This window comes from Nonomuraea sp. NPDC048881 (assembly GCF_040649795.1).
GTDB lineage: Bacteria > Actinomycetota > Actinomycetes > Streptosporangiales > Streptosporangiaceae > Nonomuraea.
This window is the reverse complement of the sequence record NZ_JBEZGC010000039.1, coordinates 1-17,767: the sequence shown is the minus strand read 5'-3', so window position 1 is coordinate 17,767 and position 17,767 is coordinate 1. Positions and strand designations below refer to the sequence as shown.

General features: G+C 74.3%; 18 protein-coding genes. 8 read left to right on the top strand and 10 right to left on the bottom strand.

Going from position 1 to position 17,767, the window contains the following annotated elements:
• Positions 1-147: 147 nt before the first annotated feature.
• The 3 genes from AB0C33_RS50490 to AB0C33_RS50480 form a co-directional block, all read right to left on the bottom strand.
• On the bottom strand, positions 148-564 hold the full coding sequence (locus AB0C33_RS50490; protein WP_358302796.1) for a MarR family transcriptional regulator: 417 nt from the start codon (positions 562-564) through the stop codon (positions 148-150).
• Between the two features lie 248 nt (positions 565-812).
• Positions 813-977 carry a hypothetical protein gene (locus tag AB0C33_RS50485; RefSeq protein ID WP_358302793.1) on the bottom strand — a complete coding sequence of 55 codons (165 nt, stop codon included), beginning with the start codon at positions 975-977 and terminating at the stop codon, positions 813-815.
• Between the two features lie 365 nt (positions 978-1,342).
• Positions 1,343-2,176, bottom strand: a complete 834-nt coding sequence (locus AB0C33_RS50480) for an SAM-dependent methyltransferase (RefSeq protein WP_358302790.1) — start codon at positions 2,174-2,176, stop codon at positions 1,343-1,345.
• 210 nt (positions 2,177-2,386) lie between these two features.
• Here AB0C33_RS50480 and AB0C33_RS50475 point away from each other — a divergent pair, with 210 nt between their 5' ends.
• The 8 genes from AB0C33_RS50475 (at position 2,387) to AB0C33_RS50440 (ending at position 10,536) form a co-directional block, all read left to right on the top strand.
• A complete protein-coding gene (locus tag AB0C33_RS50475) occupies positions 2,387-3,592 on the top strand; it encodes a CoA transferase (RefSeq protein ID WP_358302787.1) in 1,206 nt (401 codons plus the stop codon).
• A gap of 399 nt (positions 3,593-3,991) precedes the next feature.
• Positions 3,992-4,675 (top strand): hypothetical protein, encoded by a 684-nt coding sequence (locus tag AB0C33_RS50470; protein WP_358302784.1) that lies wholly within the window; start codon positions 3,992-3,994, stop codon positions 4,673-4,675.
• Between the two features lie 4 nt (positions 4,676-4,679).
• Positions 4,680-5,468 carry a glycosyltransferase family 2 protein gene (locus AB0C33_RS50465; RefSeq protein WP_358302781.1) on the top strand — a complete coding sequence of 263 codons (789 nt, stop codon included), beginning with the start codon at positions 4,680-4,682 and terminating at the stop codon, positions 5,466-5,468.
• A complete protein-coding gene (locus AB0C33_RS50460) occupies positions 5,465-6,676 on the top strand; it encodes a 2-phospho-L-lactate transferase CofD family protein (RefSeq protein WP_358302772.1) in 1,212 nt (403 codons plus the stop codon). Before AB0C33_RS50465 ends, AB0C33_RS50460 begins: the two co-directional genes overlap by 4 nt.
• A gap of 5 nt (positions 6,677-6,681) precedes the next feature.
• A complete protein-coding gene (locus tag AB0C33_RS50455; RefSeq protein ID WP_358302769.1) occupies positions 6,682-7,305 on the top strand; it encodes an HAD family phosphatase in 624 nt (207 codons plus the stop codon).
• An 8-nt stretch (positions 7,306-7,313) separates the two neighbouring features.
• On the top strand, positions 7,314-8,060 hold the full coding sequence (locus tag AB0C33_RS50450) for an NTP transferase domain-containing protein (protein ID WP_358302766.1): 747 nt from the start codon (positions 7,314-7,316) through the stop codon (positions 8,058-8,060).
• Positions 8,048-9,301 (top strand): hypothetical protein, encoded by a 1,254-nt coding sequence (locus AB0C33_RS50445; protein ID WP_358302763.1) that lies wholly within the window; start codon positions 8,048-8,050, stop codon positions 9,299-9,301. Before AB0C33_RS50450 ends, AB0C33_RS50445 begins: the two co-directional genes overlap by 13 nt.
• Entirely contained in the window at positions 9,298-10,536 is a 1,239-nt protein-coding gene (locus tag AB0C33_RS50440; protein WP_358302760.1) for a glycosyltransferase family 4 protein, read from the top strand. The genes AB0C33_RS50445 and AB0C33_RS50440 overlap by 4 nt, the downstream gene beginning before the upstream one ends.
• A 4-nt stretch (positions 10,537-10,540) precedes the next feature.
• Here AB0C33_RS50440 and AB0C33_RS50435 read toward each other — a convergent pair whose 3' ends face one another.
• The 7 genes from AB0C33_RS50435 to AB0C33_RS50405 form a co-directional block, all read right to left on the bottom strand.
• The gene (locus AB0C33_RS50435) at positions 10,541-11,512 is read right to left on the bottom strand and encodes a glycosyltransferase family 2 protein (protein ID WP_358302758.1); all 972 of its coding nucleotides are present in this window, start codon (positions 11,510-11,512) and stop codon (positions 10,541-10,543) included.
• Positions 11,513-11,593: 81 nt separating this feature from the next.
• Positions 11,594-12,595, bottom strand: a complete 1,002-nt coding sequence (locus tag AB0C33_RS50430) for a hemolysin family protein (protein ID WP_358302755.1) — start codon at positions 12,593-12,595, stop codon at positions 11,594-11,596.
• Positions 12,592-13,902 carry a hemolysin family protein gene (locus AB0C33_RS50425; protein WP_358302752.1) on the bottom strand — a complete coding sequence of 437 codons (1,311 nt, stop codon included), beginning with the start codon at positions 13,900-13,902 and terminating at the stop codon, positions 12,592-12,594. The genes AB0C33_RS50430 and AB0C33_RS50425 overlap by 4 nt, the downstream gene beginning before the upstream one ends.
• 120 nt (positions 13,903-14,022) lie before the next feature.
• The gene (locus tag AB0C33_RS50420) at positions 14,023-14,418 is read right to left on the bottom strand and encodes a pyridoxamine 5'-phosphate oxidase family protein (protein WP_358302749.1); all 396 of its coding nucleotides are present in this window, start codon (positions 14,416-14,418) and stop codon (positions 14,023-14,025) included.
• A gap of 76 nt (positions 14,419-14,494) precedes the next feature.
• Entirely contained in the window at positions 14,495-15,187 is a 693-nt protein-coding gene (locus AB0C33_RS50415) for a sigma factor-like helix-turn-helix DNA-binding protein (protein WP_358302746.1), read from the bottom strand.
• The gene (locus AB0C33_RS50410; RefSeq protein WP_358302743.1) at positions 15,157-16,275 is read right to left on the bottom strand and encodes a hypothetical protein; all 1,119 of its coding nucleotides are present in this window, start codon (positions 16,273-16,275) and stop codon (positions 15,157-15,159) included. The genes AB0C33_RS50415 and AB0C33_RS50410 overlap by 31 nt, the downstream gene beginning before the upstream one ends.
• Positions 16,272-17,474, bottom strand: coding sequence for a hypothetical protein (locus AB0C33_RS50405; RefSeq protein WP_358302740.1), 1,203 nt, complete (start codon positions 17,472-17,474; stop codon positions 16,272-16,274). Before AB0C33_RS50405 ends, AB0C33_RS50410 begins: the two co-directional genes overlap by 4 nt.
• Positions 17,475-17,767 lie beyond the last annotated feature (293 nt).

Sequence of the window (17,767 nt, the reverse complement as noted above, 5' to 3'; positions counted from 1 at the left end):
CGACTGTTTCCAGCATGCGACAGTGTCCATATGGAATCTGTTAGTTCCGCGAGAAGGTTTCGCCGCCCCCGAAAACACAATTAGGTCTATTGGCCGAAATTTCGCGAAATAAGGCGAAATAGCGGCTGATGTCGGCGGATCAGGCGCTCAGGAGTCGGCCGCCTCGGTCAGCCGCCGCAACACGTGGACGAGCGTCCCGCGGTCGTCCGGGGCCAGTTTCTCCAGCGCCTGGCCGATGCGCTGCCGCCGCGCGGCGCGCAGCCGCTCCAGCACCTCCCGGCCGGCCGGGGTCGTGCTGATCCGGATCTCCCGGCGACTGTGGGCGGCCGGAGCCCTGCTCAGCAGACCGGCGGTGTCCAGACGGTCGACGACCCGGCCGGCCGCGGAGAGAGACATGTCCAGGCGGTCGGCCAGGGAGCGGAGGTTCATCGGGCCGTGCCGGTCGACCGCCAGCAGCACCCGCAGCCGGGGCACCGACAGGTCGCCCAGCGCGGCCATGGCGTCGAGCGTCGCCTCCACCAGCACCAGGGACGCCTCCTCGATGTGCCATGCCGAGTCGTCCATGCCCGTACCTTCGAGCGGTGTCGTGGAGCGGCCATGGAATACCGAGGCCGCTGGTCCGACATTTTTCCACATAACGGGCCACCCATTCATCACTCCGCCGACGACCAAAAGGAAAGTCCTAGCAGGCGGCCCACCCTCGACGCACCCCCCGGCCGGTACGGGCCAGGACGACGCCATCGTCCGGCGGGGCGACGGTGTTCACTACCCATTACAGTGCTTTTCACCTGAGGTTTTCAAATGGTGATGAATTACGGGCCCGCAGGGACGCCGTCCGTGCCCAGGAAGCGGTAGTCGGCCGGGCTGGGGATGAGGTCGTGGCGGGCCCGGTCGCCAGTGCGACGGAAGCCGACGCCGCGCCGCCCGACGGCGTCCCCCATGTCGGGGGTGACCTGGACGCCCTCGATGCCCTGCAAGGCGCGAACCAGCGCGGCCCACCAGGACGGCCGCCGCCGCGAGCCGCCACCCCGGACACGCGGGACGCCACCGGGGCGGCGCGGGCATCCGCACTGCGGTCAGCAGCCTGGCCCACGCGCAGTGCATGCGGGCGTGTGTGGTGCATCCGGGCGTGTGTGGTGCATGCGGGAGTGCACGGTACACGCGGGAGTGCACGGTACATGCCGGGATGCCCAGGGCCTGCGCGGCCTCGTGCAGGGCCAGGTCCTCCCGCGCGCCGAACAGCAGGACGTCGCGGTCGCCGGGCGACAGCACCGTCGCCCGCAGGGCCGCGTCATCGTTCACGGCGGGGGCAAGGAGGCCGCGGGAGCCGTCCGGTGGAAGGTCAGGGGATGCGGGCCACGGCTCCGTAGTTGCCGGACGAGGCGGGGGCGTCCGCGCAGGCCAGGTCGCCGCCGGCGGGACGCCACTCGGGCACCCACACCAGGCCCGGCTCCAGCAGGTCGAGACCGTCCAGCAGGTCCGCGACCTCGGCGCGGGTGCGCACGTTCAGGCCGGGCAACGTCATGGCCAGCATGCCCCGCACGGCCGGGGCCAGCTCCCCCGGCACGCCGTCGAAGGTGATGTGCAGCAGCCCGAGGAAGCTGCCCTCGGGGACGGCGTGCCGCAGCCGCTTGACGACGGTACGGGCGCACTCGTCGTCAAGGCTGTGGGCCGACAGCAGCAGCACGGCGATCGGCCGGTCCCAGTCGAGGAACGTCTGCACCACCGGGTCGCCGAGCATCTCGTCCATCTCCCGCACGTCGCCGTCGACCACGCGGACCAGGTCGCAGAAGGGCTCGATGGTGGCCTGGGCCAGCGTCAGGGCCATCGGGTCGCTCTCGACGTACACGACGCGGACGTCCGGGCCGGGCGAGGTCAGGCGGGCCACCTCGTGCAGGCGGCTGCCGCCCGAAGGGCCGTTCGGCACCCCGCTCCCCACGATCATGAATTGGTCCACGCCTTCGACAGCGGCCAAATGACGGATCACCCGCGACAGGTATTCAAGAACGGCACGGGCCGCGGTGGTGGCGACGGGAGTTACTTGATCGAAATGGCGCACCAGGTCTCTGTCGGCGAGGAAGTTGTTCTTCCCGCCCGCGGCGGCGTCAAGTATCCGCGTGATCCTGGCGTGCGCCGTGCCAAGCCTGGCCAAGTTGCGGACAGCACGCTGGCGCATGAGCGTTGCCCCTTTCCCCTCGCCGCCACCCTCTTGCGGTAGGCGATCTTTGGACTTCACTCGTGACTCAGACCATATGTTCCAACAATTCCAGTTAATGACAATGGGGCAGACCGGTTATTTCGGGAAATGTTTGTTACCAGAACTTCCGGGCTAGATCATCAGGCCGCCGTCCGCGCGTAGGATCGGCGGATCGACATGGAGGTGGCCGTGGCGGAGGAGACTGTCGCACCGCTGGCCGGGATGCGGATCGTGGAGCTGTCCAGCTTCGTCGCCGCGCCGCTCGGCGGGATGACGCTGGCCCAGCTCGGGGCGGAGGTCGTCCGGGTCGATCCGGTCGGCGGCGGGCCCGACGCGCGGCGCTGGCCGCTCGCGCCCTCCGGTCGCAGCCTCTACTGGGCTGGGCTGAACAAGGGCAAGCGCTCGGTCACCGTCGACCTGCGTTCGGCCCGGGGGCGCGCGCTGGTGGCCGACCTGGCCGTCGCGGCGGGCACGGTGCTCACCAACGCGCCGCCCCGGGCCGGGCTGTCGTACGAGGAGCTGGCCGGGCGCCGTCCCGATCTGGTGTACGCGCGGCTGCTCGGCCACCGCGACGGCCGTCCCGCCGTGGACTACACGGTCAACGCCGGGCTCGGCCTGCCGTACGCGACCGGCCCCGCGGCCCACGACGGCCCGGTGAACCACGTGCTGCCGGCCTGGGACGTCGCCTGCGGCCTGTACCTGGCCGTGGGCCTGCTCGCGGCCGACCGCCACCGGGCCGCGACCGGCCGGGGACGCCGCCTCGACGTGGCCCTGCACGACGTCGCCCTGGCCACCATGGGCAACCTGGGCTTCCTGGCCGAGGCCCAGCTCCGCGGCGCCGGCCGGCCGCGCATCGGCAACGACCTCTACGGCGACTTCGGCCGCGACTTCGCCACCGCCGACGGGCGGCGGCTCATGGTCCTGGTGCTCACCGAACGCCACTGGCGCGACCTGGTCGCCGCCACCGGGGTGTCGCGCGTGGTGTCGGCGCTGGAGGAGGCGCTGCCCGCCGACTTCCGCTCCGAGTCCGACCGCTACGCCCACCGGGAGGCGCTGGGCGGGCTGCTCGCGCCGTGGTTCGCCGCGCGTACGGCGGCCGAGGCCGAGGAGGGGCTGAAGGGTACGTCGGTGCTCTGGTCGCGGTACCGGACGCTGGAGGAGCTGGCCACCGGCGGGGCGGCGGCGCTGCGCGCCGAGCCGCTGATGGCCCCGCTCGACCAGCCGGGCGTCGGCCCGCACCTGGCCCCGGGCGGCCCCCTGCTCCTGGACGGCCGCCAGGCCCCGCCGTCGCCCGCGCCGGAGCTGGGCGAGCACACCGACGAGGTGCTGGGCGACCTTCTGTCCCTGTCCCCGGCACAGGTGGCCGGCCTGCGCGCGGAGGGCGTGGTCGGCTGACGGCATTTGGGACCTGCCCGAAACAAGGGTTACGGGCCTGAAAGATGGGAAGTCGCGGGAGCGCTCCCATTAACCCGAAATGCCCGCCGAGCTGGACTTTTCGACAGATGGTCAAACTTTCACACAAAAAGCGAGGAGCGGAACGCCTTGCCTCCAGACTCCACGCCGGGTCTTGACACCGCAGGCAGGCCATTTGCGGCCACTCTTCTCCTGCATCGTTCCACCAGCCGTGCCATGACCTCTGAGCTGGACTTTCAGGCGGACACTACTGTTAGTCAGCAGGCCCGCAAGTTCCGGTGGGTCCGTTATCCGATATTGCGGTGGCCGCCGCCGGGACAGGTGACATACTGCGTTGGGAGCGCTCCCGTGACCCTTCGATGACGCCCACGAGGACCGGTAGTGAACCATCCCGACCCCCTGCTCGACGCCCCGCGCCCCTGGGCCGCCCACATCTGGTGGATCGCCCTGGCCGTCGGCGCGGCCGGCTTCGCCTTCGTCTGGCTGGCCACCCCGCACGCCCGCGAGATCGACGCCGCCTGGCAGCTCGCCGCCAAGCTGCTCGCCTTCGCCTGCCTGTGCTGCGCGATCGCGTTCTTCCCCTGGGTGTCGCCGCGCCTGCACTGGCTGCTGTACGCGCCGTTCGTGTTCCTGACCGGCTACCTCATCCCGAGGATCAGCTGGTTCTACTACGGCGACGGCGCGCGGGCCCAGGGCGACGACTTCTACACGCACCTGTACCTGCTGCTCTACCCGGGGATCGTGCTGACGGTCGCCGCCGCGTACCGGATCGGGGGCGGCTCGCCGGGCCGCTGCCTGAAGATCATGGCGAGCGGGGTGCTGATCGTGTTCTCGGGCTTCCTCGACGTGATGTGGCAGGTGGTCAACCCGGTCGAGATCCCCGACCGGATCGACGCCCCGCACATCAACCTGTTCACCGGCGGGCCGATCCCGTTCTGGGGGGCGGTGGTGTTCACGCTGGCGCACGTCCCGATCCTCGCCGGGATCAACCTGCTGCCCCTGGACCGCTGGATCGGGCGCCTGACCGGGGCCGGCGCCGACCCGGACGCCACCCGGAGGAGGTGACCCCTTGCCGAACAGGCCGGCCGTCGACGTCTCCGTGGCGGCACCCGCGTACAACGAGGCGGAGAACATCGCGGCGGCGGTGACGGAATGGCGGGAGTACCTGGAGCGCCACCCGGGGGTGGCCACGTGGGAGATCGTCGTGTGCGACGACGGCAGCTCCGACGCGACCGGGCGGATCCTGCGCGAGCTGCGGGAGGACTGCCCGCAGCTCGTCGTCGTCACCTTCGCGCGCAACCGGGGCGCGGGGGCCGCCATCGCCGCGGCCGTCGCGCGCACCCGGCTGGACTGGGTGGTGCTGCTCGACTCCGACGGCCAGTTCCCGATCGCCAACCTCGACGCGTTCCTGGAGCGCATCCGGGACGGCGGCGGGCCCGCCTTCTCGGGGGCGCGGGTCAGGAAGGCCGACAGCCTGCCGTACCGGTGGGGGTCGGCGGCCAGCGGCGCGGTCAGCAACCTGCTGCACCGCACCCGCTACCGCGACTTCAACTCGATCTTCAAGGTGGTGCGCGGCCCGCTGTTCAGGGCGCTGCCGCTGGAGTCGGCGGGGATGAACTGCTCCACCGAGATCACCGCCCGCGTGGCCGAGCTGGGGCACGTGTGGGAGGAGCTGCCGATCGAGCACCGCGAGCGGGGCGGCGGCAGCCGGGGCTGGCGGTTCTGGCGCGGGGCGCGCGACCGGGCGCTGTTCGTCGGCTACCTCGGGCTGCGCCGCTGGTTGCTGCGCCGGGGCGTGCTGCGGGCGCCGCTCGCGCCGTTCCCGCTGGGCCGCTCCCCGCTGGAGGAGGTGCGATGAGCACCGTGACGAGCACCGTGACGAGCCCGGTGTCGGTGGCCCTGTTCGGCGGCGGGCGCGGCGGCGCCGGCATCGCCCGTGCGCTGCTGCGCACCCCGGGGACGAGCCTGTCGCTGCTGGTCAACGGGTACGACAACGGGCTGTCCACGGGCGCGCTGCGCCGCTGGCTGCCGGGCATGCTGGGCCCGTCCGACTTCCGCAAGAACCTGCTGCTGCACCTGGACCCCGGCGATCCGCGTCACACGCTGCTGGAACGCCGGCTCCCGCCCGGCGCCACCCCGGCCGACCTGGACGCGCTGATCGGCGACGTCGCCGCGACCGGCCCGGCGGAGGCGGCGCGGGAGCTGCGGGTCGTCGCGGACCGTCTGGCCGCCCGGCCCGGCGGGCTCGACCTGGCCGACTGCGCGCTGGGCAACCTGGTGTTCGCCGGGGCCTACCTGCGGCTGGGCGAGGACTTCAACGCGGCCGTACGGGCGTGCGCGCGCACGTTCGGCTCGCCGGTGCGGCTGCTGAACGTGACCGGCGGCGAGAACGCGTTCCTCGTCGCGCTCAAGCAGGACGGCCGGGTGCTGGCCGACGAGGCCGACATCGTCGCGCCGCAGGACGGCGTGGCCATCACCGGCCTGTTCCTGCTGCGCGAGCCGCTGTCGGCGGCCGACCGCGCCGCGCTGGCGGGCCGCCCGGCCGAGCGGGTGCGCGAGTTGCTGGCCCGCCGGTCCGCCACGGTCACGCCGAACCCCGAGGCGCTGCGGGCGCTGGCCGAGGCCGACCTGATCGTGTACGGCCCCGGCACCCCCCACTCCTCGCTGCTGCCCAGCTACCTGACCCCGGGCCTGGCCGAGGCCCTGTCCGGGAGCGGGGCCGGGAGCGGGGCCGGGAGCGGGGCCGCGGCCAGGGTGTTCGTCGTGAACGTCGGCGGCGACCACGACGTCCAGGGGCTGACGGCCACCGACCTGGTGGACCGCACGCTGGCCTACCTGGGCGACCCGGGCAACGAGCGGGCCACGATCACGCACGTGCTCAGCGGCCGGGGCGCGGGCGCTCCCGCCGTGCCGGCCCGCGTGCTGGACCGGGGTTCGTGGGCGGGGGCGCGCTGGATCAGCGCCGACCTGGAGGATCCGGCCAGGCCGGGCGCCCACCGCGGCCCGCGTACGGCCGAGGCGCTGCTCGCGGTGCTCGGCGAGGCGCCGCTGGCGCGGGCCGGGTGAGCCGGATGCTGCCCTGGACGGTCTGGCTGTGCGACCTCGACGGCACGCTGGTGGACTCGGCCCCCGCGCACGAGGCCGCCTTCCGCCACGCCCTGGCCGAGCACGCGCCCGGCGCGCTGGAGACCTTCCGCTACGCCGACCACGCGGGCGCGAGCACCGCCGCGGTGGCCGCCCGGCTGACCGGCGACCCGGCGGCGGCCGGCCGGCTGGCGCGGCACAAGCAGCGGCTCTACCGCGGCTACGTCGAGGCGGGCCTGGTGCGGCCGTTCCCCGGCGCGCGCCGCCTGCTGGACGCGCTGGGCGCGGCGGGCCGGGCCGCCTACCTGGTAACGGGCGGCAGCCGGGCCTCGGTGGAGCGGGTGCTGGCCTCGTGCCCGCTGCCGGTGCGCGACGTGCTGACCGCCGACGACGTGCCGGTGAGCAAGCCCGACCCGGGGTTCTACGCCGCGGCCTGCCGCCGCTGGGGCGTGCGCCCGGCCGCGGCCGTCGCGCTGGAGGACTGCGCGCACGGCGTGGCCTCGGCCGTCGGCGCCGGGCTGGCGACGCTGCACGTGCACACCGCCGAGCCCGCGCCCGGCGCGGTCGCGGCCCCCGACCTGGACCGCATCGTGTCCCTGCTGGAGAGGTGATCGGCGACGTGAGTGAACCGCGGGTGTGCGCGGTGATCCCGGCCGCCGGACGCGGGACGCGGCTCGGCCACGACCTCCCGAAGATCATGATCGGCCTGGCCGACGGCGTCACCGTGTGGGACGTGCTGCACCGGCGGCTGCGCCCGGTCACCGGGCACGTGCACGTCGTGGTGTCCCCGGCGGGCGCGGGCCCGTTCGGCGAGCTGGTGGCGGAAACGCCCGGGGTGTCGGTGAGCGTTCAGGAGCGGCCGACCGGGATGGGTGCGGCGATCTTCGGCGCGGCCGGGCACTGGGCCGGATACGAGACGATCCTCGTGGTCTGGGGCGACCAGGCGAACCTGTCGGCGCGGACCGTGCGCCGGGTCGTCGCCGCCCATCCGGGCGCGGGGCTGACCCTGCCGCTGGTGCCGATGGACGACCCGTACGTGGAGTACGAGCTGGCGGGGGCGGAGCTCGTCCGGGTGCGGCAGTCGCGCGAGGGCGAGGCGTGCCGGCCGGGCGGGCTCAGCGACATCGGGGTGTTCTGCCTGGCCACCGCGGGCCTGCGGGAGGCGTGGGAGCGGTACGCGGCGGGCGCGGCGCGCGGCGCGGCCACCGGCGAGGTGAACTTCCTGCCGTTCCTGGCCCATCTGTCGCGGTTCGAGGGATGGCCGGTGACGGTCGTGCCGGTGACCGACCCGGCCGAGGCACGCGGCGTCAACACGGCCGACGACCTGGAGTTCGCCCGGCGGGCGTACGCGCGGTGCACGGGCTGAGGGGCCGCGCGGCGGGCCTGGTCCGGGGGCACCGGTGGGCGGCGGGCCCGACGCTGGTGAGCACGGCGGCCAGCGGCATCGCGGCGGCCACCACGCTGGTCGTCGCGCGCGGCGCGGGGGCGAGCGCGTTCGGCCGGTTCACGGTGGTGTTGTCGATCGCGCTGATCGTCACCGTGCTCATGCTGACGAGCCTGCACTACGTCGTGCTCCAGGAGCTGCCGCGGGCCGCGCCGGGCGAGCGTCCGGCACTGGTCACGACGGCGCTGGCGGCGACGCTGGCGATGAGCGCCGGGCTGGCCGCGCTGGGCCTGCTGGCCGCCCCGCTGCTCACGCCCGCGCTGAACGTGGACGTCCCGGCGCTGGCCTACGGGCTGGCGCTGGCGGTGTCGATGACGGTCAACCAGCTCGCGGACGGGTTCCTGCGCGGGCTCGGCCGGTTCGCGCTGGTGGCCCGGCTCAAGCTGGCGGTCGCGGTCGCCTACCTGGGCGCCGCCTGCTTCTGCCTGCTGGTGCTGGGGATCAGGGACGCCGGGCCGTACCTGGTCGCGCTGATCGCGACGAACGCGGCGTTCGCGGTGGCGGCGACGGCGGCGGCCGGGGTGCGGCCGCGGGCGTTCTCGGCGCGGCTGGCCCGCTCGCTCTACCGGCACGGCGCGTACGTGACGGCCGTCGCCGCGCTGACCGGCCTGCTGTTCGGCGTGGACGTGCTCTACCTCAACCATTGGGCGGCCCCGGCCGACGTCGGCGTGTACGCGGTCTACAACGGCTTCCCCAAGCGGCTGCTCGGCGTGGTGTTCACCGACGGCGTGCTGCTGGTGCTGCTGCCCGCGATGGCGACCGCCGACAAACCGGCGCTGATGCGGCGGATCGCCCGGCTGGTCCCGGCCGTGGCGGTGGTGACGGCGGTCTTCTCCTTCGCCGCGAGCACGGTGTTCTTCCTGCTGATGGGCGGCGACTACCCGTACTCGACCGGGCTGATGACGCTGTCTGCGCTGGGCATCGGGGCGCACACGGCGTTCAACCTCTACGCGGTGGCGCTGTCCATGGACGGGGTGCGCGGCGCCCGGGTGCTGATCGGCTGCCTGCTGGCGAGCGCGCCGGTCGCGCTGGCCGTGCCGGCCTGGTGCGTCCGGTGGCACGGGGTGGCCGGCGGACTGGCCGGGTTCGCGCTGGTCAACCTCCTCCTGCTGGCCGTCGTGGCCGTGACGGCCGCGCGCGTCTACCTCAAGGACCTGTCATGAGAATCGCCTGCGTCGTCAACCAGTTCCCGCCCAACGTCACGGCGGGGCTCGGCCGCTACGTCGAGCTGATCACCCCATGGCTCGCCCGCGACCACGAGCTCACCGTCCACACGCTCAACGTCGGCGGCCTGCCCGTGGACGAGCGCGTGGACGGCGTCACCGTGCACCGGCCGCGCGTCCGGCTGCCCGGCGCGCGCGGGCGGCGGCTCAACCGCACCCGCCGCGCCGAGTTCCTGCTGCTGGCCGCGCAGGTCGTGGTCAGCGACTGGCGGTACGTGCGGCGGCTGCGCCGCGGCGGGCGGCCGGACCTGGTCGCCGTGCACGACTCGACGAACTTCCTGGCCGCCCTGCTCTGCCACCACCTGCTGCGGCTGCCGGTGGTCCTGCACGTGCACACCACCGAGTACGGGGTGGCGGCGCAGCGCAGCATCCGCGATCCGCTGAACCTGTTCGCGGCGCTGGAACGCCACCTGGCCCGGATCTCGCGGCGGGTGGTGGTGGCCACGCCCGAGGTGCGCGAGCAGCTTCTCGCCGCGGGGTGGCGGCGTACGCCCATCGACGTGGTGCCGCTCGGCGGCACGTACGAGCGGGTCGTCGCCGATCCGGCCTTCGACCGGGACGCGCTGCGGCGGGGCGCGGCGGCGCTGCGGCGGCGGCTGGGGTTGTCGGACCAGGACAAGGTGCTGCTGTTCGTCGGCAGGATCGAACGCCAGAAGGGCGTCTACCAGCTGCTGGAGGCGATGCGCGCGGCGTCGGCCGCCGTGCCGGGGCTGCGGCTGCTGATCGTCGGCGAGGGGGACGAGGTGGGCGTCCGGCGCATCGTGGGCGCGACCGGGCTGCGCGGGCGGGTGCTCACCTCGGGCCGGTTCGTCACCGGCCGCGAGCTGCTGGAGTACTACGAGCTGGCCGACGCCTGCGTGTTCCCCTCGCTGTTCGAGCCGTTCGGGCTGGTCGCGACCGAGGCGATGGCGCTGGGACGGGCGACGATCCTCGGCGACGGCTTCTCCCGGATCTTCCTCGGGGACGACCCGGCGCGGCCCGCGGCGCGGTTCGTCCGGGCCGCCGAGCCGGCCGACATCGCGCGCGGGATCATCGACGTCATGTCGGACGAGGCGCTGCGGCGGTCGCTGGGCGAGCGCGGCGAGCGGTTCGTCCGCGAGGGTCTGAGCTGGGAGCGCGCGGCGGCGGCGACGACCGCGGTCTACCGGGCGGCGCTCAAGCCGCCCGGCTCCTGAAGGGTCAGGCCGGGCCGCCCCGCAGGACGCGCAGGGAGCCGACGGCCAGCCCGGTGACCAGCACCACGTGCACGGCCAGGTGCACGGCCATGAAGTAGGCGGTGAAGGCCGGGCCGCGCTCCCGGTGGACGAACCGCAGCAGCTCCGGATCGGCCACCACGAACCACCCGACCAGCACGACGGGCGCCGCGAACAGCGCGGGCGCGAACAGGCCCAGCGGCAGGCAGGCCAGCGCCAGCGCGCAGGCGAGGATCCCGGCCCGGCTGTTGGCGTTCTCCGGCTTGGCCGCGCCCCGCCTGGCCGTGGCCAGCGCGAGCGGGATCAGCGGCAGCGCCCGCCGCCACTGCTCCGACAGCACGGGCAGGAACCGGTGGCCCTCGTCGTGCCGGCCGGCCACGGCGTCGGTCAGCACGATCCGGGTGTGGACGGCCAGGCGGCTGCTGTACTCGACGTCCTCGCAGTCGCGCAGGCTCTCGTCGAGCCGGCCGGCCCGGGTCAGCACGTCGCGGCGGATGGCGGCCAGGGCGAACACGACGCTGTTGACCTCGCCCAGGTGCCGGCGCCGCCAGTGGACCTGGTGCAGCAGCCGGTACCACTCGACCGGGCCGTCGTCGATCAGCGGCTCGGTGTCGTAGACGCCGTGCACGCAGCCGACGCCCGGATCGGCCTCCAGGATCGCGACGGCATTGGCGACCGCGTCGGGCCGCAGCGCCACGTCGCTGTCCAGGAAGAAGATCACCTCGCCGGTCGTGTGCTCGACGCCGGCGTTCCTGGCCGCCGACACGCCGCGGTTGGCGGGCAGGCGCACGACCCGGCAGCCCAGCTCCTCGGCGATGGCCGCCGAGCCGTCGGAGCCGGCGTCGTCGACGACCACGATCTCGTCGGGCAGGCGGGTCTGGGCCAGCACCGACTCCAGGCACAGGCGCAGGGTCCTGGCCGCGTTGTAGCACGGCACGATCAGCGAAACCGTCGTCACGAGCGTTGCCCTCCGGCGAGTTCCCGGTCGCGGTCACCACGGCCCGCGGCCCTGCTCCATGATCTCGCACGGACCCCCGCCTCAGCCAGTCAGGATCCCGCCGAGCACGTCGTCCAGAGTGACGACGCCGAGCACCCGTCCGGACTCGTCGGCGACCGCGGCGAGCTGGGCGCGGCGGGCGCGCATGACGGCCAGCACCTGGGCCAGGGTGGCGGTGGCGGGCACCTGCGGCAGGGCGCGCACGGGCAGCGGCTCGGCGGCGCCGTGGCCGTTCAGCGCGTCCAGGACGTGCAGGTAGCCGCGCAGTTCGGCGGGGTCGGCGCCGTGCACGGGGAAGCGGGAGTGGCCGTGGCGGCCGGCGTACCGTTGCAGGCCGGCGCTGTCGATGGTCTCGGGCACGCTGACGACCTCGCTCATCGGCACCATCACCGAGCCGACCGGGCGGGCGTGCAGGGCGAGGGTGGCGATCAGGCGGTCGCGTTCGTCCTGGCGGAGCAGGCGGTGGCGGCGCGACTCCTCGATGAGCACGGGCAGCTCGCCGGAGGTGTAGACCGTACGGACCTCCTCGGCGGACGGGACGCGCAGCAGCCGCAGCACCACCCCCGCCATGGCCTTGACCAGCGTCAGCACCGGCCGGGTCGCCCTGGCCAGCACGAACAGCGGCGGCACCAGCCACAGCGCGGCCACGTCGGGCGCCGACAGCGCCAGGTTCTTCGGCACCATCTCGCCGATGATGACGTGCGCGGCCACCACCAGCAGCAGGGCCAGCGCGAAGGCGACCGGATGGACCAGCCGCTCGGGCAGCCCCACGGCGGCCAGCAGCGGCCCGACCGCCCCGGCCACCACCGGCTCCCCGGCCGCGCCGAGCACCAGCGAGGCCAGCGTCACGCCGAGCTGCGCCACCGCCAGCATGGTGGGGACGGCGTTCATGGCGGCGAGCACGGCCTGCGCCCGCCGCGACCCCTCGCGCGCCCGCGGCTCGATCAGGGTGCGGCGGGCGGAGATGAGCGCGAACTCCGCGCCCACGAAGAAGCCGTTGACGGCCAACAGCAGCACGATGACCAGCCCTTGGGCGAGGCTCACCGGCGCTCCCCCGCCCGGCCCGGCGCGGTGAGCGTGACCTGCTCGATCCGGCGTCCCCGCATGGTCTCCACCCGCAGGACCCACTCGCGCACCGCGACCTCGTCGCCCGGGTCCGGGATGCGGCCGAGCGCGGCCAGCACCAGCCCGGCGAGCGTCTCGTAGGGGCCCTGCGGCATGCGGAAGCCGGTGCGCTCCTCGACCTCGTCGGCGCGCAGCAGGGCCGGCAGGCCCACGGAGGCGCCCGGCGCGAGCAGCACGGGCGAGGGCTCGTCGGACTGCTCCTCGGGCAGGTCGTACTCGTCGGCGATGTCGCCGATCAGCTCCTCCACCAGGTCCTCGACGGTGACGACGCCGGCCAGGCCGCCGTACTCGTCGATCACGACGGCCATCTCGGCGCGGGCGGAGGCCAGGCGCTCCTGCACGACCTCCAGCCGCAGCGTCTCGGGCACCTGGAGGGCGGGCCGGGCGATCGCGGCCACCGGGGTCGCGTCGCGTTCGGACGGGGGCACCGCGCAGGCGCCGGGGACGCTGGCGATGCCGAGGATGTCGTCGCGTTCCGCGCCGCAGACCGGGATGCGCAGGTGGCGGCGGCTCCTGGCCAGCTTGAGGAAGTCGGCGACGCTGGTCGTTCCGGGGACGGTCACGCAGTCCGTACGCGGGGTCATGGCCTCGGCCGCGGTCTTGCCGCCGAAGCGCAGGGCCCGCTGGAGCATGGCGGCGGTGCCGGGCTGGAGCACGCCGGCCTCGGCCGACAGGCGAACCAGGAGGCCCAGCTCCTCGGGCGAGCGGGCGGAGGCCAGCTCCTCCTGCGGCTCGGCGCCGAGCCGTCGGACGATCGCGTCGGCCACCGCGTTGCACAGCCGGATCAGCGGCCCGCACGCCGCCGAGAACGCCCGCTGCGGCGGCGTCGCCAGCCGGGCCACCGCGAGCGGCCTGGACAGGGCGGCGTTCTTGGGCACCAGCTCGCCCAGCACCATCTGCGCCACCGTGGACAGCGCGATCGCCAGCACGACCGGCAGCACCGGGACGCCGCCCAGCAGCGGGTCGAGCAGGTCGGCGATGGCGGGCTCGGCCACCACGCCGAGCAGCAGCGAGGTGACGGTGATGCCGAGCTGGGCGCCCGACAGGTGGAACGACAGCCGTTGCACCGCGGCCTCGACGCCCTGGGCGCCCCGGTCGCCGTCCTCGGCGAGCTGGCGGACCTGGCCGCGTTCGACGGTGACGAGGGAGAACTCGGCCGCGACGAAGACGCCGTTGGCCAGGATCAGGGCCAGGGCCGCGAGCAGGTGGACGGCGTCGAGGAGCACGTCAGCCCGGGCCCTCGGGTAACTCGGGTAACGCCGCGGGCGGCCGGTCGTGCTCAGACTCCACGGGCGAAAGCTAGCATCCGGCTCGGGCGTGCGGAAGTCATGACGAACCGCCAGTGCTCAGACGTTGCCCATCACGCGCGTCACCTGGATCTCCAGCACCACCCTGGACGGGTTGGGCCGGGGCGGCTTGTAGCGGGCGGTGTACCGGCGTTCGGCGTCGGCGACCTGCTCGGGCTCGGTGCGCACCACGGCCCGTCCCTCCAGGGTGGACCAGCGGCGGCCGTCGACCTGGCACAGCGACACCGCCGCGCCGTCCGCGCCGTTCGCGCCGATCAGGCGGGCCTTGCGGGAGGAGCCCGAGGTGATCACGCGGGCGGTCGCGGTGTCCAGGTCGAGGGTCGCGCCGACGGGCACGACATGCGGCGGGCCGCCGTCGCGGGCGGTGGCGAGCGTGCACAGGTGCCGCTCCCGCCAGAACGCGGCGAACTCCTCGCCCAGCTCGGCCAGGTCCACGATCCTCCTCGGGGTTCCGGGGCCTCGTCGGGCCTCCGGGCGAGCGACATCGTATAGCGGCTGGTGAGGAGGCGGCTCAGGAGGGCGGGCCCTGGCGGGCGTGCGAGGTGTAGATCCCGACCTCGTCGGGGCGGATCAGGCCGTCCTGGATGGCGCAGATGAGCAGTTTCTCCTTGGTCGGCGCGGGCCGGCCGGCCGCCGCGTACTTGACCCTGGCCCGGTCGATGTACTGGCGCACGGTGCGTTCCTTGATGCCCATGCGGGCCGCGACCGACGCCTTCGACATCGACTGGAACCAGAACAGCAGCGCCGCCCGCTCCTTGTCCGACAGCTGGGGGCGGTGGGGGCCCTCGTCCGTGGCGATGGCCTGGGCCATGGGCAGCGTCACGGACGGCCGGTCGGCGGCCACCTCCATGATCGTCTCCAGGCAGGACTCCCGGGTGGCGCGTCCCTTGCCGATGAACGCCGACGCGCCCGCGTCGAGCACCGCCCGGACGATCTCGGGCTCCTCGTGCTCGGAGAAGACGATCACCCGCTGGCCGTCCGCGCACAGGCCGCCCACCCGGTCGGCGACCATCGTGCCGTTGAGGTTGAGGTCGAGCAGCAGCACGTCGGCGGCCACGCCGCGGACCGACTCGATCGTGGGGCCCTGGGCGACCAGCTCGACGCCGCTGCCCGGCCCGAACCAGGAGCGCACGCCGTCCACCACCACCTGGTGGTCCTCGACCAGGGCGACCGTCACGGACGCTGCCAGATGCTGTTGACCCATACCTCCCCTCCCTGGCGCTGGTAGGTGACCACGACCCCGCTGGGCTCGCGCACCGGCGTGGGGCTGACCGGCAGGTCGTCGTTGTCGGCGACGACGGCCACGCTCACCATGGCCGACATCGCCGACACGGTGACCCTGGCCCGCGAGCGGGCGCCGTCCAGCGCCAGCACGGGCGCCCTGAGCAGATCCTCCCGCACGCCCTCGGGCAGCGCGGGCAGGTTCTCGCCGAACGGCGGCGCGGTCACCAGCACCTGACGCCGCTCGGCCGCGTCGATGCGCTCGCGCAGCGCGGCCACCAGCGCGTCCGGGACGTCCTCGCGCTCGGTGATCAGGCGGCGCAGCCGCATGGCGCCGGCCGTGCAGTCCTCGCGGACGCGCGGATCGCCGGGGTCGGCGCCGTCGGCGAGCTGCTGGAGCAGCGACTCGGCCACGTCCCTGATGGCGGCGTACCTGCGGATGCGGTCGGCGTGGATGCTCCTGGCCGACTCCCGCCAGGCGTCGTCGGCGGCGAGCCGGCGGGCCAGCAGCACGGCGTCCTCGGCGCGGGCGCGCAGCAGGGCGCAGCCGGCCGTGTAGCCGAGCTGCATGGTGACGCCGCCGACGATGACCACCAGGTACTTGGCGACCGACACCCGGTCGAACGCCCCGGCCACGGCCATCGCGGCCAGCATGACGGCGGCGTTGACGGCCAGGAACGCGCCCAGCTCCGCCCGCCAGCGCGGCCGGTTCCAGGCCAGCATGACGCCCAGCCAGCCGACCGACCCCCATCCCCAGTCGCTGATGCCGAGCAGGTCCTGCGGGCGACAGGCCACGATCACCGCGACGTCGGCGGCCAGCGCCGCGACCGCCAGGCCGAGGACGCGGTCCGGGCCGCGCGAGGTGCGCGCGAGCGCCAGGCCCGCGATCACGCCGACCGCCGTGTAGACGACCCAGGCGGCCGCGGCGAGCAGCGGCCAGCGGAAGGAGCCCCAGCCGGTGACGGTGACGGTGAGGTCGTAGCCGGTGTGCCAGAACCCGGCGATGACGGCCGCGCCGAGCGCGGTGTAGCGGGCGTAGCGCTGGGCGACCTGCTCGATGTCGTCGGTCACGGCCGCCACCACATGCTCACCCGCGTGCCGGTGTCGCCTGAGGAGATCCGGGCGCCGCCGCCGCGCAGCGCGTTCATCGTGTCGAGGATCGAGCCGCGCACGCCGAACCGGTCGGGCGGCAGGCGGTCCTGGTCGAAGCCGTGGCCCGCGTCGGCGACCTCCACCCGGATCTCGCCGTCGTGCCCGCTGGAGACCAGCACGGCCTCGGCCACGCCGGCGTGCAGCGCGACGTTGGCCAGGGCCTCGGTGACGGCGCGGGCGAAGTGCTCGGCGACGTCGCCGGGGACGGTCTGCGGGATCAGGCGGCGGCGCACGTCCAGGCCGGGCACGCGGCCGGCCACCTCGTCGAGCAGGGCGTCGAGGGCGATGAGGGCGGTCTCGGGACGTGGCCGGTCGCGCAGCTTCTCCAGCGCGGCCAGGTCGGCTCCCACCTGGGAGCGCAGGGTGGGCGACGGCTCGTCGTAGGTGCCGAGGCCGACCATGGTCAGGGTGTGCAGGGCGGTCTCGTGGATGCTGGCGACCTGGCGCAGCTCGTCCTCGCGGCGCAGGCGTTCGACCATGAGGGCGATCTCGGCCCGCGCGCTCTCGCGCAGGAAGGCGTCGGCGGAGGCGGCCGAGCGGCGCAGCAGCGTCATCAGCATCACGATCGCCAGGAGCTGGACGAGGTGGATGCCCAGCGTGCCGGCGACGTCCTGGGACGGCGCGGCGAGCCGCACCCCCGCCAGGTACGCCCCCGCCACGGCCAGCCCGGCCGGCACGGCGATCCGGGGCCGCCAGGTCACCCCGATGACGACGATCGTCATGGTGACCAGCCCCGCGATCCAGCTCGACCCGGCGTCGAACGCCCGGACGGGCACCAGGTGGCGCTGGGCCAGGCAGGCCGCCACGGTGGTCGCCGCGTCACCGGCCACCAGCCAGTGCGGCAGCGGCTCCTCGGCGCGCAGCCGGCGCAGGTACAGCCCGGTCCACACCAGGCCGGCCGCCAGCGCGGGCGCCAGCCACGCGGCCGAGACCGGCGGGACCGCGCCGAGACCGGCCGCGACCACCGACACCAGGCCGACGGCGCCGCGCGCGCCCGCGGCGGTACGCGCGACGGCCTTGTCGAGCTGCCGGGTCGCGGAGTCGTACCTCGTGTCGTGCCGCGTGTCGTGTCTGGGGTCGCGCCTCTTGCCGAGACGTGTGGAGCCGAGGTGAGCCATGTGCGATCCGCCCGCGAAGAGGGCACAGGACGGGTCTCACAATATCGACTTTGAACAGGCTTGTTCCTGTCATGACGGTCGGCTGTTTCCATGGCTCTTCCTCGGGGGGCCGGCGGCGCTCCGGTGCGCGTGCGCCGCCCTGCCTCACTGTGGGTCGCGCGGGACGGAGGCGGCATGACGGCCGATCAGCCGTCGTGCCGCCACGACGCCTTAACCGGCGTCACTCACAACCCCCGCCACGCGGCAGAACAGGGGACGGGGAGTCGCCCCCCACCCGAGGGGCCATAATGAAG